The organism is Streptomyces sp. NPDC051183, from assembly GCF_040682455.1.
Taxonomy (GTDB): domain Bacteria; phylum Actinomycetota; class Actinomycetes; order Streptomycetales; family Streptomycetaceae; genus Streptomyces.
Genome location: NZ_JBFBBA010000006.1, coordinates 13426 through 36237 on the forward strand (window position 1 = coordinate 13426; position 22812 = coordinate 36237).

The window sequence follows — 22812 nt, forward strand, 5'->3', positions numbered from 1 at the left end:
GATCACTGAAGCCGAGGTGGGAAAAGTCGGTGACCGGCGGCAGGTTGATCTGGATGCTGGCCCGGCCGCGCACGGCTGCATGGATTACCAGCGCTGGACTCAGGCGCTGGCGGCGGAGCCGATCAATCACCTGTTCGATTTCCGGTCCACCCCGCGCGGGGTGTCGTACCTGATGCACCGGCCGGGCTGGTCACCGCAGGTGCCCGCACACAGAGCCGTCAAGCGCGACGGACAGGCCGTCGCCGGGTGGCGGAGGAAGCAGTTGGTCAGAGGTAAGCGGACAGCCCAGCTCCTGGGCGCGTGGGCAGCCTCGCGGACGAGGCCGAGGTCGCGGGCGCCGTGGTCAACGAGGTACTCGCGGTAGCCGCAGTCGGCGGCCATGCGGTTGAGGAGGCGTCCAGCAGCGACGGAGCCCTGGATGCTGGCAGCGGTGACGAGCAAGGTCAGTATCAGGCCGGTGGCATCGATGATGCTGCTCCGTTTGCGGCCGACGATCTCTTTGGCGAGCTGCTGCGGCTCGCAGCATGTGCGGAGCTTACTGCTTGGCGGCCGGTGATCGGTGGCTTGTCCCGAAGGGGGGTGGGGCTGGACCTCGGCGCCCAGGCCGGCGCCGGGCGGTGCAGTTCAGCCGGGGGCTGCCCGGAACTCCGCCGCTGCCACCCCGCACCACGGGGTGGTGTTCGGGGGCCAGACCGGGCCCAGGGCTTCCGCGTGTTCCGTCGCGCCCGGGGCCACGCCCGGGATCTTGACCAGGGCCTGGGCCGTGCGGTCGCCCGGGGCCGGGTCCGCCTCCTCGCGGAACTCCACGGTGACGACGTACGCCCCGAGCCCCTCCGGCCGGCCCGTCGCCTCGACGGCCGCCACCACGCGCCGGCTCGCCGGATCGATTCGGCACCCGGTGACCCGTACGTCCTCCACGGCTGCCCGCGGCGGCTCCGCGCCGCCCGGCTCGCCGCTGGCCCAGACGTACAGCCCCAGCGGGGCGAACACCAGCAGTCCCGCGAGGACCACCAGCCCGACGAGCCAGCCCTGCCACTTCAACGCGCTCACGCCCATGGCACGATCCTCCTCGGCACCCGCCCCGCCCACCAGCACCCACGGGCCCACACAGCATTTCGAAGTGGGACCGCCTGGTCACCTGACGTTCATTCAACACGTCGCGGAATGTGGGTTTCCGCGAGCACGCTGCACCCGTGAGACGCATATTGGGAATCGCCCTGGCGGTCCTCCTGATCGGCGGCGTCGCAGCCGTCATCGCCATCGGGGGGAACAAGCAGGAAGGCACGGCAACGAAGACCGTGCGAGGCGTCATCGGATCGGAGAAGTCCGAATTCTTCCGCGACCGGGACGTCGTCAAGGCCCTTGCCGACAAGGGCTACACCGTGAAGACGGAGACCTCCGGCTCCTGGGCGATGGACCAACTCGCCCTCAAGGAGTTCGACTTCGCCTTCCCCAGCAGCAGTGAACCCGCCAAGGAGATCGAGGCGGCGGCCGGCCTGAAGGGCGCTCAGAACACCAAGCCCTTCTTCTCCCCGCTCGTCGTCATCGCCCGCTCCAACGCGGCCAAGGTCCTCTCCGACCACAACCTCGTGAAGATGACCGGCAAGAGCTCCGGCACGCTCCTCCTCGGCCCCTACCTCAAGGCCGCCGACGAGGGCCGCACCTGGCAGGCCCTGCAAGGCGGCACCTCCGCCTACCCCGAGCTGATCGGCAAGGTGTTCATCAAGACCACCGACCCGGCCACCTCCAACTCCGGCGCGCTCTTCCTCGCCGCGACCTCCAACGTCGCCAACAACCTCAGCGTCGTCGAGGACGATCCCGGCATCGAGCGCACCGCTCCCCTGATGCGCAAGCTGATCTCCGTGCAGGGCTCCCTGGAGCAGAGCACCGACGACCCCTTCCGGTCCTTCATCAGCGGCAGCGGCGAACCGCTCATCCTGGCCTACGAGTCCCAGGTGGCGGCCATGCTCCAGCAGAAGCAGGGAGCGGGGACCGCCGACAACATGGTGGTGCTCTACCCGGACACCACCGTCAACTCCCCGCACACCTTCGTACCGATCAGCGACAGGGCCAGGGAGCTCGGCTCGCTGCTCGCCACCGACCCCAGACTGCGCGAGCTGGCCGTCCGCCACGGCTTCCGCCCGCAGGAGGGCCTGGCCGAGTTCACCGCCGCGACCGCCCCGCACGCCGCGTACCTCAACCCCGGTCTGACCGGCATCCGCCAGGTCGGAGCACCCACCGTCAAGATCCTGATGGCGCTCGCCGCGCGCGCCAAGGGCTAGGGGACACCACAGATGACACTGACACCGCCCGAGGACGGTCCGCTCGTCCTCACCGCTCCCGGGCCCGTCGCCCCCGTCAAGCGGGAGCAGGCCTCCGGCCTCGTACCGCTCCAGGACGGGGTGCACGAGGAGATGGCCCGCCGGGCCGGGGAGTACGTCGGCTCGCTCGCCGGGATCGACAGCCGCTCCCCCGAGTTCGCCACCCGCATCGGCGAGATCGCCGCGCTCGGCTCGGCCGACATCCGCAGCTCCGCCCAGCAGTCCAACCGGATGCTGGAGCGCGCCGTACGCTCCCTCGGCGCGGACGGCGGCGGCGACGCCCAGGCCCGCGTCGCCGGATCGCTCGTCGAACTGCGGCGCACGGTCGAGGACCTCGACCCGCGCGACACGCCCGCCAAGGGCGCCCGCAAGCTCCTCGCGAAGCTGCCCGGGGGCAACAGGTTCCGCGACCACGTGGCCAAGTACGCCTCCTCGCAGGCCACCCTCGACAAGATCGTCGGCGCCCTGCGCGGCGGTCAGGACGAGCTGCGCCGCGACAACGCCGCCCTGCACACCGAGCGGGCGCGCCTGTGGGAGACCATGGGCAAGCTCCAGGAGTACGCGGTCCTCACCGAGGCCCTCGACGCGGCCGTCGAGCAGCGCATCGCCGAGACCGGGCACTCGGACCCGCAGCGGGCCGACGCCATGCGGGCCGACGTGCTCTTCCCCGTCCGGCAGAAGCACCAGGACCTGCTGACCCAGCTGGCCGTCTGCGCGCAGGGCTACCTGGCGATGGACGTGGTGCGGCGCAACAACGACGAGCTGATCAAGGGCGTCGACCGGGCCGCCACCACCACCGTCTCCGCGCTGCGGATCGCCGTGATGCTGGCCTCCGCGCTCGACAGCCAGCGCAAGGTGGTCGAGCAGGTCAACGCGCTGAAGGGCACGACCGAGGACCTGATCCGCGGCAATGCGGAGATGCTGTCCACGCAGAGCGGTGAGATCCAGCGGATCGCCGCGGATCCGGCCGTGGGCGCGGAGACCCTGCGGGCGGCGTTCGCACAGATCTACAAGACGCTGGACGCGATCGACACCTTCAAGGTGCAGGCCACCGAGAACATGGCGGCCACCGTGGAGTCCCTGACCGGTGAGCTCCGGAGCGCCTCGGCCTATCTCGCGCGGACGCGGACCGCCGGTGCGCTTGAGGGCGGTGCCCGGTGAGGGCGACCACGGGCTCCGCCCGGACCCGCCTGGCCGCGGTGGCCTGTGCCGCCGCGCTCGCCGCGCTCGCCGCGGCGGGCTGCACCTCCCCCTCCCCCGACAAGCCGGCCGAGCCGAAGCAGACCGCGTACAAGGAGGGCACGCTGCGGGTGCTGGCCTCCAGCGAACTCGCCGACATGCAGCCGGTGCTGGACCAGGCCAGGAAGGCCACCGGGGTCAGCGTGAAGCTCACCTCGTCCGGCACCCTCGACGCCGTCGAGCAGATCGCCTCGGGCAAGGCCGACGGCCAGTACGACGCCATCTGGCTCTCCTCCAACGACTACCTGCGCCTGCGCCCCGAGGCCGCCGGGAAGCTCTCCAGCGAGTCCCCGGTGATGTCCTCGCCCGTCGCGCTCGGCGTGAAGCCGCAGGCGCTGGCGCGGCTCGGGTGGAAGCCCGAGGAGGTCACCTGGTCGGCGGTCCACGAGGCCGTCGCCGCCGGGAAGCTCAGCTACGGCATGACCGACCCGGTGCGCTCCAACTCCGGCTTCTCCGCGCTCGTATCGGTGGCCTCGGGGCTGTCCGGCGCGCAGGCCGCGCTGACCGAGGCGGACGTGAAGGGCGCGCAGCCGCGGCTGAAGCAGTTCTTCACGGGGCAGAAGCTGACCTCCGGCTCCTCGGGCTGGCTGGCGACGGCGTACGCGAAGCGCGGGGATGTGGACGCGCTCGTGAACTACGAGTCCGTACTGCTCTCCATGAACCGGGACTCGAAGACGGACCTGACGGTCATCCGGCCGCTCGACGGCGTGGTCACGGCCCACTACCCGCTGACGCTGCTGACCTCGGCCCCGGCCGGGGCCCGCGAGTCGGGCCGGGCGCTGACCGACTACCTGCGCGGCGCCGAGGCCCAGAAGTCGATCACCGAGCGGACCTTCCGCCGGCCGGTGGCCCCCGGGGTCGCCCCGGCGGCCGGGCTGAACGCCGACAAGCGGCGCGAGCTGCCCTTCCCGGGCACCCGCTCGGTCGCGGACGGGCTGCTGTCCAGCTACGAGAACGAGCTGCGCCGGCCCTCGCGCACCGTGTACGTCCTGGACACCTCGGGCTCGATGTCCGAGCAGGACCGGATCGGGCGGCTGAAGTCGGCGCTCACCGAGCTGACGGGGACGGGCGGCTCGGGGACCGGGCAGCGTTTCCGTGACCGCGAGGAGGTGACGCTGCTCCCCTTCGGCGGCAAGGTGAAGAAGGTGCTGACGCACGTCGTCGAGCCGGGGAACCCCGGGCCCGCCCTGGACGCGATCCGCGGGGACGTGAAGTCGCTGTCGCCGGAGGGGGGTACGGCGGTCTACAGCAGCCTGGAGGCGGCCTACCAGCACCTGGGCAAGGGCGGCGGGGACGCGTTCACCTCGATCGTGCTGATGACGGACGGCCAGAACACCGAGGGCGTCGGGGCCAAGCACTTCGACTCCTTCTACGCCGGCCTGCCCGAGGACCAGAAGCGCACGCCGGTCTTCGCGGTGCTCTTCGGGGACTCGGACCGCAAGGAGCTCACGCACATCACCGAACTCACCGGCGGGCGGCTCTTCGACGCGACGGGCGGTGACGACCGCTCCCTGAACGGGGCCTTCGAGGAGATCCGTGGCTACCAGTAGGCACAGCAGGCCCGGTGCGGGCGCCCGGGTGCTCGGCTACCTGGAGTCGAAGAAGAACCTGGCGGGCTGCGCGTGCGGCGTGGCCGGCCTGGGCCTGACCGTCACGGGGGTGGCGGGCACGTACTGGCCGGTGGTGGTCGCGGGGCTGTACGGCGCGGGCGCGCTGATCGCCCCGCCGGAGCGGGTCCCGCCGCCGCCCCCGGAGCCGGGGCGGCAACTGGACGCGATCCGCGGGCAGTTCGAGCGGCTGCGGGAGTACGTGGCCGAGGTGGACCTGCCCGCTGCCGCCGCGGGCCCGCTCGCCGGGCTGCTGGAGCTGTACGGGGCGCTGCTGGAGCCGGGGTGGGTGGCCGACGCGCTGGCCACCCACCCGGAGGCGGTGCACGCGCTGTCGCGGGCCATCGCGCAGGACGTACCGGAGTGCGTGCACACGTACGACCGGACCCGCTGGTGGACGCGGTTCACGGCGGGCGGCGAGTCGCCGGAGCGGCACCTGGAGCGGCAGCTGTCGGTGCTGCACGAGGAGGCGGAACGCATGACGGCGGACCTCCGCGATGCGGAGGCCCGCCGTCAGCAGACGCACACGACCTATTTGGAAGGTCGTGGGGAATCCGGTCGGGGACTCCCGCGTCTAACGGCCGGGGACTAGTCGGCCGTGGCTGGGGTGGCCGGGGTTCAGCCCAGGCGCTCGACGAGCGCGTGGTACTGGTCCCACAGCTCCTTGGGGGTGTGGTCGCCGTAGGTGTTCAGGTGTCCGGGGACCAGGGCGGCCTCCTCGCGCCAGACCTCCTTGTCGACCGTGAGGAGGAAGTCGAGGTCCTCGGCCGGGATGTCCAGGCCGTCGGTGTCGAGGGAGGCCACGGTCGGCAGGACGCCGATGGGGGTCTCGACGCCCTCGGCGGTGCCTTCGAGGCGCTCGACGATCCACTTCAGGACGCGGCTGTTCTCGCCGAAGCCGGGCCACACGAACTTGCCCGCGTCGTTCTTGCGGAACCAGTTCACGTAGTAGATCTTCGGGAGCTTGGCCTGGTCCTTGTCGGCCGCGACCTTGACCCAGTGGGCCATGTAGTCGCCCATGTTGTAGCCGCAGAACGGCAGCATGGCGAAGGGGTCGCGGCGCAGCTCGCCGACCTTGCCCTCGGCGGCGGCGGTCTTCTCGGAGGCGATGTTCGAGCCGATGAAGACGCCGTGGTTCCAGTCGAAGGACTCGGTGACCAGCGGCACGGCGGAGGCGCGGCGGCCGCCGAAGAGGATCGCGGAGACCGGGACGCCCTTGGGGTCCTCCCACTCGGGGGCGATCGTCGGGCACTGGGAGGCCGGGACGGCGAAGCGGGCGTTGGGGTGGGCCGCCGGGGTCTCGGACTCCGGGGTCCAGGCGTTGCCCTTCCAGTCGATGAGGTGCGCGGGCGCCTCTTCGGTCATGCCCTCCCACCAGACGTCGGAGCCGTCCGGGGTGAGCGCGACGTTGGTGAAGACGGTGTTGGCGTACATCGTCTTCATGGCGTTGGCGTTGGTGTGCTCGCCGGTGCCGGGGGCGACGCCGAAGAAGCCGGCCTCGGGGTTGATCGCGTACAGGCGGCCGTCCTCGCCGAAGCGCATCCAGGCGATGTCGTCACCGACGGTCTCGACGGTCCAGCCGGGGATCGTGGGCTCCAGCATGGCGAGGTTCGTCTTGCCGCAGGCTGAGGGGAAGGCGGCGGCGATGTACTTCGCCTCGCCCTCGCCGGCCGGCGGGGTGAGCTTGAGGATCAGCATGTGCTCGGCGAGCCAGCCCTCGTCGCGGGCCATGACGGACGCGATGCGCAGGGCGTAGCACTTCTTGCCGAGCAGGGCGTTGCCGCCGTAGCCCGAGCCGTAGGACCAGATCTCGCGGGTCTCGGGGAAGTGCGAGATGTACTTGGTGGTGTTGCAGGGCCACGGGACGTCGGCCTGGCCCTCGGCGAGCGGTGCGCCGAGGGTGTGGACGGCCTTGACGAAGAACCCGTCGGTGCCGAGCTCGTCGAGGACGGGCTTGCCCATGCGGGTCATGGTGCGCATGGCGACGGCGACGTAGGCGGAGTCGGTGATCTCGACGCCGATGGCGGAGAGCTCCGAGCCCAGGGGGCCCATGCAGAACGGGACGACGTACATCGTCCGGCCCTTCATGGAGCCGCGGAAGATGCCCTTCTCACCGGAGAAGAGGTCCTTCATCTCCGCCGGGGCCTTCCAGTGGTTGGTCGGGCCCGCGTCCTCTTCCTTCTCGGAGCAGATGAAGGTCCGGTCCTCGACGCGCGCGACGTCGGACGGGTCGGAGGCGGCGTAGTACGAGTTCGGGCGCTTGGTCTCGTCGAGCTTCTTGAACGTGCCCTTGGCGACGAGCTCCTCGCAGAGGGCCTCGTACTCGGCCTCGGTGCCGTCGCACCAGACGATCCGGTCGGGCTCGGTGATCGCTGCGATCTCTTCGACCCACGAGATGAGCCCTGCGTGCTCGGTGGGACGAGTCGTACCGGAAGTGGGAGCCGCGTTGTCGCGCGCCACGATTGCTCCTTGTTGAGGGGTTTGTTTGGTGTTGGCCCCGTGGGGGCTGCGACCCGGATGCTTCGCGCTCCGCTCATCCGGTGTCGACCGCACTCATCTGATCATCCGGTGCGTGTGCGCATATGTCCAGGGGGCCTCTCACGTGAGCATCGCCACTCCGGTCAATCTTCCGTAAAGCGCACTAACGGAAACCTACGGACCCGTAGGTAGCATGGTCGGCATGACTTCTGACGCCGCTGCCGTGGCCGCACCGGTTGTGCCGGGTGCGGCGGAACCCGAGGCCAAGCCGCTGATGCGCGGCTGGCTGCACACCGGAATGTTCCCCGCCGTGGTGATCGCGGGCCTGGTACTGATGGCCTTCACCGACTCGACCCGGGCGCGCGTGGCCTGCGGGGTCTACGTCCTCACGGCCTGCCTGCTGTTCGGCGTCAGCGCGGTCTACCACCGGGGCACCTGGGGCCCGCGCGGCGAGGCCATCCTGCGGCGGCTCGACCACGCCAACATCTTCCTGATCATCGCGGGCACGTACACACCGCTGACCGTCCTGCTGCTGCCGCCCTCCACCGGGCGGACCCTGCTGTGGGCGGTGTGGATCGCGGCCGCCGCCGGCATCGCCTTCCGCGTCTTCTGGGTCGGCGCCCCGCGCTGGCTGTACACGCCCTGCTACATCGCCATGGGCTGGGCGGCCGTCTTCTTCCTGCCCGACTTCATGCGCACCGGCGGCATCGCCGTCCTGGTCCTGGTGATCGTCGGCGGGCTGCTGTACAGCGTGGGAGGGGTCATCTACGGAATGAAGCGCCCCAACCCCTCCCCGCGCTTCTTCGGCTTCCACGAGGTCTTCCACTCACTGACGCTGGCGGCCTTCGTGGCCCACTACGTCGGCATCTCGCTGGCCGCGTACTCGCACTAGCCGCGTCAGCCGGCGGCGTCAGCCGTGCCCCCGGCGGCCGCCCGGAGGACGGCCGCCGGGGAGCCGGAGCGGTCAGCAGGCGTACCCGTCGCGGTCGTGGTCCAGGCGCAGCGGGTCGCTGCCGTTGACCTTCATGCGGGCCGGGTACTTGTGCGAGGCCAGCCAGTCGCAGCGGGCCCTGGTCGTCTCCTTCACCTCCGCCGGGAAGCGGGTCGGCACGCAGAGGTTGACCGTCCCGTAGTGCCGGTCGCAGCCGGCCACGCCGGGCGCGACCGGGACCGAGGCCCGCGCTGCCGGGTTCTCCTTCGCCGGACCCAGCTTGTCCGCGAAGGTGTGCTGGTGCGCCGAGGGCTGCTCCTGCGCGGCGGCCAGGGCCGGAGCCCCGCCCACGTGCACCCACTGCGCGATCGAGGGGACGCCGTTCGCGTCGACCGCGAAGAGCATGTACCAGCCGGGCGGCGCCAGGTTGGGGTTGCTGGTGACGCCCAGGTCGATGGTGGTGCCGTTGACGACGGTCATCGGCAGGTCCACGAACCGCTGGTTGGGGTCCGAGGAGTGGGTGACCGCCGCCGGGCGGATCAGCTCGGCCTTGGCGACCGGCCGGTCCACGGTGATCCGCTGCGTGTCCCCGTACACCCACTGCGTGTCGATCACCGAAGTGATCTGCGGGCGGGCGCCCTTGAAGAGGTACGGCGGGCTATAGAGCGACACGTTGTGGTTGTACGTGCCGTTGCCCGGGTTGTCGCCGACCGACATGACGCGGCCGTCCGGCATCAGGAACGACGCCGAGTGGTACGTGCGCGGGATCGGGTCGGCGGCCAGGCCCGACTGGTAGGTGTTGGTCACCGGGTCGAAGAACGAGGCCTCGTAGACCGGGTCGGCCCGGTCGTGCAGCCCGCCGCCGGTCTCCAGGACCTTGCCGTCCGGCAGCAGCACGGCCGACACGTACATCTTCCCCTCGGCTCCGGTCTGCGGCCGCTTGCCCGTGCCGGTGTCGACGAGGCCCTGCGGGAGGTCCGGGCCGGCCGTGTAGGCGGGGCTCGGCTTCTTCAGGTCGATGATGTCGGTGATCCGGTTCGCCGCCGGGTTGGACTCGTTGTTGCCGCCGCCGATCGTCAGCACCCGCTGGTCCTGCGCCGGGGGCAGCAGCACGCTCGCCGACTCGTCGCGCTCGTCCTTCTTCCTGAGCCCGGGCACGTCCGTGATGGTGTTGGCGGCGTAGTCGTAGACCGACGCGCCGCTGCCCTGGGTGCCGTTGCCGAAGGTGTGGCTGCCCGAGTAGAAGAGCCGCCCGTCCTGCATCAGGATCATCGACGGGTACAGGCCCCAGTACGACCAGGTCTGGTTGACCTCGTTCATCGGCAGCCACTTGCCCTGCGCCGCCGAGAACTTCTCCGCGGTCACGTTGCCCGTCGAGTCCTCCTTCAGGCCGCCGAAGGAGATCACGTCGCCGTTGCCGAGGACCGTTGCGGACGGGTACCAGTGCCCGCCGTTCATGTCGTTGGTCTTCGTGTACTTCTCGGTCGCCGGGTCGAAGACGTAACTGTCCTTCAGCCCCTGGTAGCCGATCTTGCCGTCGGCGGACGGGTACCCCTTGTTCCCGCTCATCACCAGCACCCGGCCGTCGGACAGCTGCACGTGGCCCGAGCAGAACATGTCCACCGGTGTCGGGACCGTCTTGAAGGACCCGTTCGCCGGGTCGTACACGGCCGAGGTGAAGGTGCCCGCGTTGAACTGGTCGATGTCGTTGCCGGAGCCCGCGATCAGGAGCACCTTGCCGTTCTTCAGCACCACCGCGTGCATCGAGCGGACCGGGTTCTTGGCCGGGATCACCTCCCACTTGCCCTTCGCGCACTGCTCCGGGGTCCCGGTGCACACGGGCTGCGGCGGTACGGCGCCCACCTCCTCCAGCGCGTAGTCGTCGGTGGTGAGGGTGCCGACCCCGTAGACCGAGAGCCCCCAGGTGATCTTGTCGGTGCCGGGCGGTACGGCTGGCGTACGGACCTCCGTACGCGCCCAGCCCGCGCTGACGGGCGGGTTCTGCAGGTCGGTCCAGTACTGCCAGCCCGTCGTGGTGTCGTGCCGGAAGACCGTCACCGACACGTCCGGGGTGTTCGACTTGTACCAGGCGGACAGGTCGTACTGCTTGCCCGGCACCACGGTCGGCGCGCAGGTGGCGTTCTCGGTGACCAGGGCCTTGCGGTCGCCGTTCACGCGGCGGGTGAGCGAGACCTGCATGGCCTTGGTGCCGCCGTGTGCGTCGGCGACGGTGGCGAAGGAGAAGTCGTTGTCGCCCCAGCCGGACTTCGTCCAGCAGGACGGCATGTCGGCGCCGGGCGCACCGGCGGTCTCGAATCCGGGATTGGTGAGCAGGTTGGGCGGTCCGGCCGTGGCCTGCTGCGGTGCGGTCAGCAGCAGGCCCGCGGTCATCGCCCCGACGGCCAGCAGGGCGGCCCGCCGCCCGGTCCGGCGCCGGATCTTCAGTGGCATGGAGGGATTCCCTTCGGTGCGGCTCAACTCCTGTTGGTACGGACTGCCCTGCGCGGGAGGTAGACGAGCGCCTCCGTCGCGGCGAAGCGCAGGACGAAGGTGGTGACCAGCGCGAGGGCGGTCGCGGGCAGCACGGCCATGCCGAGCCTGGCCACGAACACCGCGATCAGCGGGATGCGCAGCAGGAGGTCGGCGTTGGCGAGCAGCGCGAAGCGCCCGACCCGGTCCGCCCGGCGCCGGTGGTGGCGGCGGTCGCGGAACAGCAGGGTCTCGATGAGGAGGAAGTTCCACAGCACGCCGGCCTGGTTGGCGACGACCTCGGCGGCGAGGTAGTTCATCCCGGCGCGGGTCAGCGCCCACAGCGCGAGGAGGTTGGGGACGAAGCCGGAGAGGCCGATCAGCCCGAAGCCGATCATCCGGGCCGGGGTGCTCGCCGAGCGCAGCGCGGCGAGGTGGGCCAGGAAGCGCATGCCCTCGCGGGCGGTGGACTTGGACTCGCCGGAGTACCGGTCCTGGAAGACGAACGGCACTTCGGCGACCTCGGCGGGCCGGCAGCGGACGGCCAGCTCCAGCAGGATCTTGTAGCCGAGGGGCCGCAGCGCCTCGGCGGTCACGGCCGCCCGGCGGATCGCGAAGAAGCCGCTCATCGGGTCGCTGATCCCGCGCAGGGCGCGCGGGAAGAGCCCCTTGGTGAGCCAGGTCGCGCCGCGCGAGACGGCGATCCGGTAGCTGCCCGCGAGTCCGGCCCGGCTGCCGCCGGCGATGTAGCGGGAGGCGACGACGAGGTCGGCGCCGGTGCGCTCGCCCTCGCCGACCAGCTCGGGGACCAGGTGGGGCGGGTGCTGGAGGTCGGCGTCCATGACGACGATCCAGTCGGTGGCCGCGCGCCCGAGGCCCTCGACGACGGCTCCCCCGAGCCCGCCCCCGGCGCTCTCGCGGTGCAGGACGGACACCGGGAAGGCGCACTCCCGGGCGGCCTTCTCGATGACGGCCGGGGTGTCGTCCGTGGAGTCGTCCACGAAGAGCACCTCGCAGGGCAGGTGCGCGGGCAGGGCCGCGCCGAGTCGCGCCAGCAGCTCGCGGATGTTCCCCGCCTCGTTGAAGGTCGGGATGATGAGGGTGACGCTGCCGGGCGCGGAGGTGTGCGGAGGGCTCAGCTCCGGATCGCCCAGGGCGTGCGGGGTCCACAGGTCCTCGCTCATGCCGGCTCAGCTCCCGCTCTGCGGGACGTCGGTGCGGCGGATCTCGATGCGGCGGATCTCGATGCGGTCCTCGCCCGAGCCGAAGACGGCCACGGCGGTCGAATGCTCCAGCGCCGCCTTGACGTTGGGCAGCTGCGCGGCGTCGCGGCGCACGGTGGGCGAGGAGACGACGTAGTCGATGTCCTGCCACCCGCGCGGCATGGTCCTGGTGACGGCGGGGTCGAGGTCGGCCTTGTAGAACCAGATGGCGCCGAGCCCCGGCTCGAAGCCGTGGTGGACGGCGTCCAGCCAGAGCGCGTCGTCGACCAGGACCCGGGTGCTCGCGGGGTCGGTGACCTCGCGGCCGAGCCAGGCCGCGGCCTGCCGGTACGGGGCGTTCGCGTCGACCGTGAGGGCGGTGCGGTTGCCCTCGTACCAGCGCGGCAGTACGTACAGGGCGGCCGCGGCGGCGAGTGCGCCGACCAGCACCCGGCGCGCGTACACCGTCCGCCTGCGCTCCCCGGGCGTGCGGCGGCGGCGGCGCAGCACGGCGTGCGTGACGCTGGCCGCGCCCCCGGCGAGGACCAGCGCCAGGAACGGCAGCGCCTGGATCACGTACATCGCGGGCAGGTAGCCGGAGGGCCGCATCGCGACGAGCGCGAGGATGACGGCGGCGAGCGCGGGCCCGGCCAGCGCCCGGGCGGTCACCGACCACCTGGTGGTGGCCAGCAGCAGCACCGCGCCGGCCAGTCCGCCGAGCGGGAGGACGGTGTCGTAGTACAGCCAGGACCGGAACACGCCGTGCGAGCCGGAGCCGGGGTCGAGGATGAATCCGGAGCCGGCGCGGCCCATCTGGTAGGTGATGCCGTCGATGAGGGAGACGTGCCCGGAGCCGGGCAGCAGCTCGCCGTTGAGCAGGGCGTAGAGCGGGTACGACAGTCCGATGAGCGTGCAGGCGGTGATGGCGCCGGTGACGGCGAACTTCCGGGTGTCGCGGTGGCTGTGGCGCCACATCGTCACCAGCAGCGCCGGCAGCACCACCAGCATCGTTTCCTTGGTCAGGACCGCGGTGGCGGCCGCCAGCCCGGCTCCGAAGTGGTGCCAGAGGTGGCGGCTGGGGGACGCGGCGAGGCAGAAGGCCAGCAGCATCCACATCACGGCGAGGTTGTCGAGGAAGATCTCCCGCTGGAGCACGACGGAGAGCGGGGACAGCCCGAACAGGCCCATCGCGAGGCCGGCCGCCCAGCGCGGCAGCCAGAGCCGGCGCGCCAGGACGTACATCAGGACCGCGCTGGCGGCGGAGACGGCGAGCATCGAGAACCGCATCGGCGCGACGGTCATCGAGTCCGGTACGAAGAGGGACGGCAGGTAGGTGAGGCCCGCGATCTGTATCCAGCCGAGGGGCGGATGGTCGTACCAGTACGTGTAGTGGGCGAGGCCGCGGCCCTGCTGGACGGCCCAGCCCTGGGCGAGGTAGGTGCCCTCGTCGTCGCTGAGGGTGGGGAAGTTGGTGATGTTCCAGCCCTGCACGAGGAGGATCACCAGGAGCAGGACCCCGCACAGGAGCAGGTCGGGGCGGGAGGAGCGGAAGCGGACGAGCGGTCGGGCGGGGACGCGGGGCGCCGCCTCGATGGCGGGGGCGGTGGCGGTCTCGGTGGCGGTGGCGGTCTGGGTGGCGGTCTCGGTGGCGGTGGCGGTCTCGGTGGCGGACTGGGGATCAGTGGCCGTGGGCAGGGTGGCGGTCACTGGTTGACGTCCTCTCGGATCGCAGTCGGGGTGGCGCCGGCGCTCGGCGTCAGGTGGGCGCCGGTGTGGCTGGTGAGCTCCCACTCGTTGCGGCCGCGCTGCTCGCGCCAGACCGCGCGGATCGCGGCGCCCGCCAGCATCACCTGGTAGAACGGGCCGCCCACGACGAGCTTGAGGTAGTGCACGAAGCGCACGCGCAGGCCGTACTGGCGGCCGAAGTCGTGCAGGCCGACGATCTCGAACACGAAGGTCACCAACGCCGTGATCATGGGGAGGAAGGTGATGATCGCGATGCCGACGGGCACGTCGAGGAAGAGCGCGATGGCGAAGTTCAGCGGGATGATCACGCCGGAGGCGGCCTGCATGAACGGCGTCATCAGCGTGTAGCGGGCGAGCCAGCGCTGGCCCCGGCCGGGCAGTTGCTGCCAGTCCTTCTTGCGGTAGACCTGGAGGAAGCCCTGGTTCCAGCGGGTGCGCTGCTTGAGCAGGCTCACCAGCGAGCCCGGCGTCTCCTCGCGGGTGACCATGTCGGAGTCGTAGGCGACGACCACCTTCTTGCCGACGGAGGAGAGCCGCACGCCGAGGTCGCAGTCCTCGGCGAGGCAGTTCTGGTCCCAGCCGTCGGCCTCGCGCAGGACGTCGGTGCGGACGAAGACGGTGTTGCCGCCGAGGGGGATGAAGCCCTTCTCGGCGTGCAGGTGCAGGCGCGAGCGGAACCAGAAGAAGTACTCCAGGCAGTTGCGCAGGCTGTACCAGCTGGAGTGGAAGTTGATGAGCTGGACCCCGCCCTGGACCACGTCGGCCCCGGTGGCGCGGAAGGCGTGGTCGACGTGGGCGAGCAGTTCGGGGTGGACCTGGTCCTCGGCGTCGAAGACCCCGACGATGTCGCCCCGGCAGTGCGGGAGCGCGGTGTTGAGGGCCTTGGGCTTGTTCTTCGTCTCGTTGTGGTCGGTGATCACCCGGACCAGGCCGGGTGCGCGGGCGGCCGCCCGCTCGGCCACGGCGGCCGTCCCGGGGTCGTCGTGGCCGACGATCACGATGATCTCGTAGTCGGTGTGGCTCGATTCGAGGAGCCGCTCGATGGTGTGCTCCAGAACCGCCTGCTCGTGGCGGGCGGGCAGGAGCAGCGAGAAGGCCAGCCGGCCGCCGCCGTCCGGGCGGTCGAAGCGGGTGGACGCGAGCGTCTCGGGCGTCCGCCAGGCGTGCATCTGCCACCAGAGCGTGAACGCGGCCATCCAGAAGAGCGCAAACGAAACGATGGATATGAACACAGAGGTGTACACATTATCCCCCGTAGACATGCCGCAACCCCCGGCGGCGATCGTCAAACCCCCCGGGGCTCACGGCGGGCCCCCCGGCCCGCCGCCCCCGATTCCCCCGAAGCGCACCCCCCAGTGCGCTGTCACGGTGTCACGGTGACACCGGAAGTCATGAGACTAGATACCGAACGTGAAGACCAGACCCCGCATTGATAAAAACGACGTTTCTGAAAACCTGCGCAAGCAACCGGAATTGACGGTACTCCGCCTCATTCAGGGGCGAACCGTCCCCAACTGCTCGGCCAGTTCGGCCGGATCGGTCGTAGGCCGCGCGCAGACGAAATGTCGACATACATACGCCGTCGGAAGGTCGCGCACCAACGTGCGCTCGGCCAGAAGGGGGAACTCCCCCGTACTGCCGTCCGCCGCACCCGGCAGACCGGCCGCCACGACTGCCCCGGGAGCCGTCCCCAGCAACGCGGTCCGGTGCAGCTCCGCCCACGCGGGATCCTCCGGATGCCCGACGACCGCGACCTCGCGCGGCCCGTCGAGCAGCGCCTCGGCGACCGCCAGGCCGTGCCCGATGAAGCGCGGGGCGCGCGGCCCGAGGGCCTGCACCACCCCGAGCGCCCGCTCGGCCGCCGTGCGGTGCGGCTCCGAGCCGGTGTGCGCGGCGTACGAGAGCAGCGCGCCCGCGGCTGCGGTCCAGCCGGAGGGCGCCGCGGTGTCGGTCGGGTCCTGGGGGCGGCGGATCAGCTGCTCCGCGTCGTGCGCGGTGTCGTACAGCGACCCGTCCTCGGCGGTGAACAGGTCCAGCACCAGGTCCACGAGGAACCCGGCGAACTCCAGCCAGACCCCCTCGCCGGTGACGGAGGCGAGCGTCAGGAACCCCTCGGCGACGTCGCCGTAGTCCTCCAGCACCCCCGCGTTGGCCCCGGCCCTGCCGTCCTTGCTGGTCCGCGCGAGGCGGGCCCGCCCGGCGGAGACGTCGAAGTGGACCCTGACCAGCAGATCGGCGGCCTCGGTGGCCCGCTCCACGAGGTCGGGCCGCTCGAAGAAGGCCCCGCACTCGGCCAGGGCCGCGATGGCCAGCCCGTTCCAGGCGGCCACGATCTTGTCGTCCCGGCCGGGCGCCGGGCGCTCACCGCGCGCGGCCAGCAGCCGCGCCCTGATCTCCTCGATCCGCCCGGCGTCGGCGACGGGCCCGTCGGAGGGGAGCTGGAGCACCGACTTGCCGTGCTCGAAGGTCCCCTCGTCCGTCACCCCGAAGTACGCGGCGGCCAGCGCCCCGTCGCCCTCTCCCAGCACCTCGGCCAACTGCGCCGGGGTCCAGGCGTAGTACGCCCCCTCCACGTGCCTGCCGCTCAGCGGCTCCTCGCTGTCGGCATCGAGCGCGGAGGCGAAACCGCCCTCGCCGGTGCGCAGTTCCCGCACCATGAAGTCGGCGGTCTCCAGCGCCACCCGCCGCGCGAGGTCCGAGCCGGTGGCCCGCCACAGGTGTGCGTACACCCGGCACAGCAGCGCGTTGTCGTAGAGCATCTTCTCGAAGTGCGGGACGATCCACTCCCGGTCCACCGAGTACCGCGCGAAGCCGCCCCCGAGCTGGTCGTAGATCCCGCCGCGGGCCATCGCCTCACAGGTGTCGGCGGCCATCTGCAACGCCCCCTCGGACCCGGTCCGGGCGTGGTGGCGCAGCAGGAACTCCAGCACCATGGACGGCGGGAACTTCGGCGCGCCGCCGAACCCGCCCCGCACGGCGTCGTACTCCCGGGTCAGGCCGAGCAGCGCCTGCGCGAGCTCCTCGCCCCCCGGGGTGCCGGCCTTGCCGTAGTCCAGCTGCCGGCCCGCGAGGTCGCGTACGATCCGCTGCGCCACCTCGGCGACCTCCTCGGGGCGTCCCACCCAGGCGGTCCGCACGCCTTCGAGGACCTGCATGAAGGAGGGCGACCCGTGCCGGGGCTCGGGCGGGAAGTAGGTCCCGAAGTAGAACGGCTCGGCATCGGGGGTCAGGAAGACCGTCATGGGCCAGCCGCCCTGCCCGGTGGCCGCCTGGACGGCCTCCATGTAGACGGCGTCGATGTCGGGGCGCTCTTCGCGGTCCACCTTGATGTTCACGAAGTGCTCGTTCATGTACGCGGCGGACAGCTCGTCCTCGAAGGACTCGTGCGCCATGACGTGGCACCAGTGGCACGCGGAGTATCCGACCGACAGCAGAACAGGCACATTCCGCCGCCGCGCTTCCTCGAACGCCTCCGGCGTCCAGGGCCACCAGTCGACGGGATTGTCAGCGTGCTGAAGCAGATAAGGCGAGGTCACACCAGCCAACCGGTTCATACGGCCCAGCCTCTCACAACGCCTGACGCGACCGATGGAACCCTCACGGGCCCGGGCCTCGGAACATCGGAACCTCCAGGGGGCCGTCACCACGACGGGCGCGACCGCCCCCGAGGGCGGCCGCGCGCCTCCGCCGTCACCCCCTCGCCCGTGCCGATACCTCAAACCTTCTCGTTGTAATAGATGCCGTCTTACACTTCCGATATGAAGCAGAATCGAGCCGGGACCACGGAGAACATCTCCGTGTCCATGCCCACCGAACTGGTCAGCGAGCTCCGCTCCCGAACCGGCCGCCGCGGGCTGTCCAGCTACATCACCGAAGCCGTCAGGCACCAGCTCGCCATGGACGGGCTCGCCGAGATCGTGGCGTCCCACGAGGAGGAGCACGGCGCGCTCACGGAGCAGGAGATCGAAGCCGCTCGTCGCGAGCTGTTCGGAGACGTGAATGCCGAGGATGTCGAGCGGGGCGCCGCGTGAAGGAGCAGCCGGCCCGCTCGCTGGTGCTCGATTCCGAGGCGCTCTCTCTGCTCCTGCGCAACGACCGCAGTATGGCGGCTCGCATCGAGGCATCCCGGCAGGCTGGGGTTCCCGTCCTCGTGTCCGCGCTGACCATTGTTGAAGCCGTGCACGGGAAGACCGATCTAGCGCGCTTGAAGTGGGTGCTCTCCCGACTGCGAGTGGAACCGGTCAGCCAGGAGGACTCCCTGACTGCCGTAGAGCTGCTTCAGGACGCAGGCGGGCTGCACGGGCACAAGTACGCGATCGACGCCCTCGTCTCCGCACTCGCGCTCCGCGCCCCGGCTCCTGTGATCGTTCTGACCTCCGACCGTGACGACTGGTCGAAGCTCTGCGGGAAGCGCGTGATCATCAGAGACGTGTAAGCACCGCCGGCTACCGGGTTCGCGAACTCACTGGCACGAGTGGCACGCGGAGTATCCGACCGACAGCAGAACAGGCACATTCCGCCGCCGCGCTTCCTCGAACGCCTCCGGCGTCCAGGGCCACCGTGCCGTTCTCCCTCACGGTCGATCTCGGGGACATGTAAGGAACGGCACCGAGCTCAGCCCTGACGAGCTGGTCGAAGCCCACCGCTACCGCGTGGAGTGACACCCGCCCCATTCGCAGGCCTTGGAGGGACCGGGCGGTCCGTCCAGGGCCTCTTTGCGTATCCCCGCACCTTCCTCCGGACCGGTCGCAGTCCAGGCCACCGGGCACTTGGGCACAGCCGGGCCTGGCCGCCGACCCCGGCGCCCCCTCCTTCGCGCTGCGGCGGCCGGGAGCTCGGTGACCTAGTTCTTGTGCAAGTGACAGTAACTGAAGTAGCGTACTTGGCATGCAAGCTGACGCATGGTCACCCACGCCTGTACTGCTGACGGTCGATCTCGTGATCCTCACGCTGCATGAAGGTCGGCTGTGCGTCCTCCTCGTGGAGCGGGGCGAAGAGCCTTTTCGGGGCATGCAGGCCCTGCCCGGTGGATTCCTGAACCACGAAACCGAGGAGATCCTGGACGCCGCCCACCGCGAGCTGAACGAGGAGACCGCCCTGACCGCGAGCAGGGTGCACCTCGAACAGTTCGGCACCTACGGGGACTCGGGTCGCGACCCGCGGGGCCGGGTCGTCTCCGTGGCCCACTTGGCGATCGCGCCGGAACTCCCAGACCCGGTAGCGGGAACGGATGCCAGCGACGCCGCATGGGTTCCGGCGGAATCCATTCTGTCCGGCAAGGTGGAGCTCGCATTCGATCACCAGCGGATCGCGGCGGACGGAATCGAAAAGGCCCGCACCAAGCTCGAATTCTCTCCCCTGGCCACGGCATTTTGCAGAGAAAGCTTCACGATAGTCGAGTTGCAGCAGGTGTACGAAGCCGTTTGGGGAGCCGAACTCGACACTCGTAATTTCTACAGGAAGGTCCAGGCCGCGAAGGGGTTCATCGTCCCCGCCGGCTCAAGCCGGAGAACCACCGGAGGAAGGCCCGCGCGGCTGTACCGCGCCGGACCGCAGACCGTACTGTTCCCGCCGCTGATCCGACCTGCGCCATCCACGACGGAAGAGAACCCGAAAGGGGAAGGGAAATAGATGTCGCAAGACCTGGTGGTGATCCTCACCGCCCTCAATCTCGAGTACCAGGCAGTGCATCGCAGGCTGGCCGGTCCTCAGTTACACCGTCATGAGCGCGGGACGCGGTTCGAGGTGGGGACCGTGCAGGGCACCTCGTGCCGTATTGCGCTCGGCCTGACGAACAAGGGGAACCAATCCGCCGCCGTGATCGCCGAGCGCGCGATTCAGGAGTTCTCGCCAGCAGCCGTGCTATTCGTCGGTGTCGCCGGCGCCCTGTGGGACAGCGCCCGACTGGGCGACGTGGTCATGGCGACACACGTGTACGCCTACCACGGCGGGACCAGCGAGGACGACGGGCTCAAGGCCCGCCCCCGGGCATGGGAGGCACCCCACGAGATCAGCCAGCTCGCCTCGCACCTGGCCCGCATGAACGACTGGGCTGACGACGTACCCGGCGAGGGAGACGCCCCGCAGGTGCGCTTCGGTCCGATCGCCGCCGGCGAGATCGTGCAGAACTCGAAGATCTCGGCCCAGGCGCAGTGGATCCGGCATCACTACAACGACGCCCTCGCGATCGAGATGGAGGCCGCGGGCGTGGCGCAGGCCGGGCATCTCAGCGGGGCGCCGGTCGCGATCGTCCGAGGGATCAGCGATCGGGCGGACGGCACGAAGAGCAGCACGACGGACCGCAGCTGGCAGCCGCGGGCCGCCGCGAACGCCGCGGCGTTCGCCACCCGGCTGGCCGTGGAACTGGTCCGTGATCAGCAGCAGTTCGCCACGCGCCCGGCCGACGGAGCCGGTTCGACCGGCCAACTCCCCGGGCACGTCACCAACACGGCCCACAGCAGCACCGTCGGCATCATGGCGGGCTCGGTCAAGAACAGCAACGTCTACTTCAGCGCGGACCCGAAGCCGTCCGCCCCGAAGGACCTGGTCGCGGAACTCGACGGTTTCCGCGAACACCTGATGCGCCACCTCGCCGAGGGCGCCCTCGACGAGGACACCTGCCGGGAGGCACTGGTCGATCTGGACTCCGCCCGCCGGACGGCGAGGGAGGACGCCCCCGGATCGTCCAAGCGAACGGCCATGGCGCTCAAGAGGCTGCGCGGTCTGATCGCGGATCACCCCCTGCTGGCGGACAGGCTGGCGCCCCTGGTCGTTGCGGCGGGTGGCTCGGCATGAACGACAACGGCGGTTTCACGCACCACTCGGCGGCATACGATTCCACCGTCGGAATCCAGGCCGAGACCGTGCACAATTCCAATGTCTACTTCGTCCATCCGGATGCCTCTCCGGCGGAGAAGTACAGGGTGGGTGTGCGGTTCCTGGAGGACGGCATCCCGAGCCGTGCCCGCGACATGATCACTGACGCGATCGCTCATGGGCACGACAGCGCGGAGGTCCAGTTCCACTGGGTGCTCGCCATGCTCAGCGCGCGCTCGTACCACGACCTCAACACCGAAGAGCTCCAGCGGCTGCGTCGTGCTTCCGGGCTCGTGCGGAACTACGCCGCGGGAGAGTGGCGAAGCGCCCTGCGCATCACGTTCGAACTGCTGGCGATGCTCAGCACCGCGGACAGCGACACCGGGCTCGTACTGCAACGGCTGCGGGCCCTGCCGCCCCGCCAGCGCGAGGCGATCCTGCGTCACCTCGACCTCGTACTCACGGGAGGGCTGAAGGACGCCCTGTGGGCAGAGAACCGCGAGCGGGCCGAGGCGGACCGCTTCGGCAACGACCGGGTACAGCGGATCTGGGCCTACTTCGAGCCCGACCCCATCGGGCCGCGGGCCCTGCCGCCCCGCCCGAGCACCACCATCGCCGCCGCCCAGGCGGCCTTCCCGGCCCGAGCCGTCCTGTTCACCGTCGGCAGCGCGGCCCTCTGGATCTCGGCACTGGTCTCGGAACCTGTCGAGGCGGTCATCGAGCTGCTGGTGGCGCTCTGCGCGGGCTGGACCGCAGTCCGCTTCGGCCGCCGATGGTGGTGCCGAGAACGCCGGCCGAACGCCACCGCCGAGGCCCACGTCCCGCACCTGGCCGACCCCAACGCCACCGGGGACGGGTTCACCAACCGCGTCCGGCACGCGTTCGACCACTATTTCGCGATCCGTACGCCGCACGGATTCGCCCCGCAGGAATGGCTCGGCCATACCGTCCACATCCGGTACGGCCTCAGCGCCGAGATCGCGCTCCTCTACCGCGAGAACCGCATCAATGTGGACCGGGTCACCTGGCTGATCCGCTACCTCGCCGAGGACGCCCGGGACCGCCACAACAGGGGCACCCTGTTCGACCAGGGCCCCCAGGACCGGATTCCCGCGACGTCGAAGGCCCTGTCCGCGGTCGCCCTCGGCGTTCTCGGTTTCACGGCTCTGGCCATGCTCGCGACAGCGGCCTCGGATGCCGGCGCGTCGCGGATGTTCCTGACCCTCTTGGCCGCGGCCGGTGCGGGCTGGTCCGGACACGCCGCCGCTTCCTTGTGGCTGGAGGCCCGGCGTGAAGAGCACCGACTGGCCAGGGAGACCCGGGAACACGACACCAAGCTGAGTGAGCGTCAGATCGCCCACCAGAACTGGAAGTCGTTCCTGGACGCCACGCGCCCCACCGAGCTGGAAATGGAGACCTGGCTCAACTGCGACAAGACCCTGTTCATCGACGAAGCCCTCCGGCACTACCAGCTCACCTGGCGCGACCTGATCACCCACACCATCCTGGTGACGCCCGCACGCCCCTACAAGCGGGGGCGCGCGAGGCGCGGTCCCTGGCGGTACTCGCGGTACAGCTTCCGGCTGTTCCTGGTCACCCAGGACGGAGTTCGCGAGATCAGCTCGGAATTCGATTTCACCGATGCGAAGCGCGACAACGAGCAGCGGAGCAACTACCGGTTCGAGGCGCTGTCCTCCGTGCAGGTGACGGAAAGCGCCCAGACGGGCTACGACCTGGAACTCGTCCTCACCAACGGCCCGGCCAGGAACATCCGCGTCAAGGACGCCGACGCCCATCAACTGGCGCCGGACGAGAACGCCCGGGAAATCTCCGAGATCAACCTCAATGCGGCCGGCTTCATCCACACCTTCCGCCTCCTGGAAGGAATCGCGGCGGACGGAAAGGGCTGGATCGACCGGAACAACCCCAACAACCTGCCGTCCTTCCACACTGACGACTGAGTGCTCCGGGCCCTCGGGGCGGGCAAGGGGCCGGAAACCCGG

Annotated in this window: 18 protein-coding genes and 1 pseudogene; 11 read left to right on the plus strand and 8 right to left on the minus strand. The window is 70.5% G+C overall.

Annotated features, from left to right (window positions below):
* The first annotated feature begins 79 nt into the window (after positions 1–79).
* The gene (locus AB0M99_RS06875) at positions 80–364 is read left to right on the plus strand and encodes a winged helix-turn-helix domain-containing protein (RefSeq protein ID WP_365917774.1); all 285 of its coding nucleotides are present in this window, start codon (positions 80–82) and stop codon (positions 362–364) included.
* A 260-nt stretch (positions 365–624) separates the two neighbouring features.
* Here AB0M99_RS06875 and AB0M99_RS06880 read toward each other — a convergent pair whose 3' ends face one another.
* Positions 625–1050: a hypothetical protein gene (locus AB0M99_RS06880; RefSeq protein ID WP_365917607.1), complete on the minus strand. Its 426-nt coding sequence runs from the start codon at positions 1048–1050 to the stop codon at positions 625–627.
* A gap of 143 nt (positions 1051–1193) precedes the next feature.
* On the opposite strand from AB0M99_RS06880, the gene AB0M99_RS06885 reads away from it, so the two are divergent.
* From AB0M99_RS06885 to AB0M99_RS06900, 4 genes are read left to right on the plus strand one after another with little or no spacing between them, the layout of a single operon-like run.
* Positions 1194–2282 carry a hypothetical protein gene (locus tag AB0M99_RS06885; protein WP_365917608.1) on the plus strand — a complete coding sequence of 363 codons (1089 nt, stop codon included), beginning with the start codon at positions 1194–1196 and terminating at the stop codon, positions 2280–2282.
* Positions 2283–2294: 12 nt separating this feature from the next.
* Positions 2295–3482, plus strand: coding sequence for a toxic anion resistance protein (locus tag AB0M99_RS06890; RefSeq protein WP_365917609.1), 1188 nt, complete (start codon positions 2295–2297; stop codon positions 3480–3482).
* A complete protein-coding gene (locus AB0M99_RS06895) occupies positions 3479–5110 on the plus strand; it encodes a substrate-binding and VWA domain-containing protein (protein ID WP_365917610.1) in 1632 nt (543 codons plus the stop codon). The genes AB0M99_RS06890 and AB0M99_RS06895 overlap by 4 nt, the downstream gene beginning before the upstream one ends.
* Positions 5097–5759, plus strand: a complete 663-nt coding sequence (locus tag AB0M99_RS06900; RefSeq protein ID WP_365917611.1) for a hypothetical protein — start codon at positions 5097–5099, stop codon at positions 5757–5759. The genes AB0M99_RS06895 and AB0M99_RS06900 overlap by 14 nt, the downstream gene beginning before the upstream one ends.
* Before the next feature lie 26 nt (positions 5760–5785).
* Here AB0M99_RS06900 and AB0M99_RS06905 read toward each other — a convergent pair whose 3' ends face one another.
* Complete coding sequence (locus tag AB0M99_RS06905) at positions 5786–7627, minus strand: phosphoenolpyruvate carboxykinase (GTP) (RefSeq protein WP_365917612.1); 1842 nt, start codon at positions 7625–7627, stop codon at positions 5786–5788.
* A gap of 292 nt (positions 7628–7919) precedes the next feature.
* Here AB0M99_RS06905 and AB0M99_RS06910 point away from each other — a divergent pair, with 292 nt between their 5' ends.
* Positions 7920–8537, plus strand: coding sequence for a hemolysin III family protein (locus AB0M99_RS06910; protein WP_365917775.1), 618 nt, complete (start codon positions 7920–7922; stop codon positions 8535–8537).
* Positions 8538–8609: 72 nt separating this feature from the next.
* Here AB0M99_RS06910 and AB0M99_RS06915 read toward each other — a convergent pair whose 3' ends face one another.
* The 5 genes from AB0M99_RS06915 to AB0M99_RS06935 form a co-directional block, all read right to left on the minus strand.
* Positions 8610–11027, minus strand: a complete 2418-nt coding sequence (locus tag AB0M99_RS06915) for a galactose oxidase-like domain-containing protein (protein WP_365917613.1) — start codon at positions 11025–11027, stop codon at positions 8610–8612.
* 23 nt (positions 11028–11050) lie between these two features.
* Positions 11051–12229, minus strand: a complete 1179-nt coding sequence (locus AB0M99_RS06920; protein ID WP_365917614.1) for a glycosyltransferase — start codon at positions 12227–12229, stop codon at positions 11051–11053.
* Between the two features lie 6 nt (positions 12230–12235).
* The gene (locus AB0M99_RS06925; RefSeq protein ID WP_365917776.1) at positions 12236–13840 is read right to left on the minus strand and encodes a phospholipid carrier-dependent glycosyltransferase; all 1605 of its coding nucleotides are present in this window, start codon (positions 13838–13840) and stop codon (positions 12236–12238) included.
* Positions 13841–13950: 110 nt separating this feature from the next.
* Positions 13951–15255, minus strand: coding sequence for a glycosyltransferase (locus tag AB0M99_RS06930; protein WP_365917615.1), 1305 nt, complete (start codon positions 15253–15255; stop codon positions 13951–13953).
* 231 nt (positions 15256–15486) lie between these two features.
* Positions 15487–17547 (minus strand): thioredoxin domain-containing protein, encoded by a 2061-nt coding sequence (locus AB0M99_RS06935; RefSeq protein ID WP_365917616.1) that lies wholly within the window; start codon positions 17545–17547, stop codon positions 15487–15489.
* Between the two features lie 204 nt (positions 17548–17751).
* On the opposite strand from AB0M99_RS06935, the gene AB0M99_RS06940 reads away from it, so the two are divergent.
* Together AB0M99_RS06940 and AB0M99_RS06945 are read left to right on the plus strand one after the other, a co-directional pair.
* Positions 17752–18024 carry a hypothetical protein gene (locus tag AB0M99_RS06940; RefSeq protein ID WP_365917617.1) on the plus strand — a complete coding sequence of 91 codons (273 nt, stop codon included), beginning with the start codon at positions 17752–17754 and terminating at the stop codon, positions 18022–18024.
* The gene (locus AB0M99_RS06945) at positions 18021–18428 is read left to right on the plus strand and encodes a PIN domain-containing protein (RefSeq protein ID WP_365917618.1); all 408 of its coding nucleotides are present in this window, start codon (positions 18021–18023) and stop codon (positions 18426–18428) included. Before AB0M99_RS06940 ends, AB0M99_RS06945 begins: the two co-directional genes overlap by 4 nt.
* A 27-nt stretch (positions 18429–18455) precedes the next feature.
* On the opposite strand, the pseudogene AB0M99_RS06950 reads toward AB0M99_RS06945, so the two are convergent.
* Positions 18456–18539 (minus strand): annotated as a pseudogene (locus AB0M99_RS06950) (DUF255 domain-containing protein); the annotation flags it as partial.
* A 341-nt stretch (positions 18540–18880) separates the two neighbouring features.
* Between AB0M99_RS06950 and AB0M99_RS06955 the strand changes: the two are divergent.
* Genes AB0M99_RS06955 through AB0M99_RS06965 form a run of 3 tightly spaced genes read left to right on the plus strand, consistent with a single transcriptional unit; the run spans position 18881 to position 22770 of the window.
* Positions 18881–19624, plus strand: a complete 744-nt coding sequence (locus AB0M99_RS06955) for an NUDIX domain-containing protein (RefSeq protein WP_365917619.1) — start codon at positions 18881–18883, stop codon at positions 19622–19624.
* A complete protein-coding gene (locus AB0M99_RS06960) occupies positions 19625–20788 on the plus strand; it encodes a 5'-methylthioadenosine/S-adenosylhomocysteine nucleosidase (RefSeq protein WP_365917620.1) in 1164 nt (387 codons plus the stop codon). It begins immediately after the preceding gene.
* Entirely contained in the window at positions 20785–22770 is a 1986-nt protein-coding gene (locus tag AB0M99_RS06965; RefSeq protein WP_365917621.1) for a hypothetical protein, read from the plus strand. The genes AB0M99_RS06960 and AB0M99_RS06965 overlap by 4 nt, the downstream gene beginning before the upstream one ends.
* Positions 22771–22812 lie beyond the last annotated feature (42 nt).

Coding starts and splice junctions, on each gene's coding strand:
- AB0M99_RS06875 (WP_365917774.1), top strand. CDS start 80: ATGGATTACCAGCGCTGGACTCAGGCGCTGGCGGCGGAGCCGATCAAT.
- AB0M99_RS06890 (WP_365917609.1), top strand. CDS start 2,295: ATGACACTGACACCGCCCGAGGACGGTCCGCTCGTCCTCACCGCTCCC.
- AB0M99_RS06910 (WP_365917775.1), top strand. CDS start 7,920: ATGCGCGGCTGGCTGCACACCGGAATGTTCCCCGCCGTGGTGATCGCG.
- AB0M99_RS06915 (WP_365917613.1), bottom strand. CDS start 11,027: ATGCCACTGAAGATCCGGCGCCGGACCGGGCGGCGGGCCGCCCTGCTG.
- AB0M99_RS06920 (WP_365917614.1), bottom strand. CDS start 12,229: ATGAGCGAGGACCTGTGGACCCCGCACGCCCTGGGCGATCCGGAGCTG.
- AB0M99_RS06930 (WP_365917615.1), bottom strand. CDS start 15,255: ATGTCTACGGGGGATAATGTGTACACCTCTGTGTTCATATCCATCGTT.
- AB0M99_RS06935 (WP_365917616.1), bottom strand. CDS start 17,547: ATGAACCGGTTGGCTGGTGTGACCTCGCCTTATCTGCTTCAGCACGCT.
- AB0M99_RS06940 (WP_365917617.1), top strand. CDS start 17,752: ATGAAGCAGAATCGAGCCGGGACCACGGAGAACATCTCCGTGTCCATG.
- AB0M99_RS06955 (WP_365917619.1), top strand. CDS start 18,881: ATGCAAGCTGACGCATGGTCACCCACGCCTGTACTGCTGACGGTCGAT.
- AB0M99_RS06960 (WP_365917620.1), top strand. CDS start 19,625: ATGTCGCAAGACCTGGTGGTGATCCTCACCGCCCTCAATCTCGAGTAC.
- AB0M99_RS06965 (WP_365917621.1), top strand. CDS start 20,785: ATGAACGACAACGGCGGTTTCACGCACCACTCGGCGGCATACGATTCC.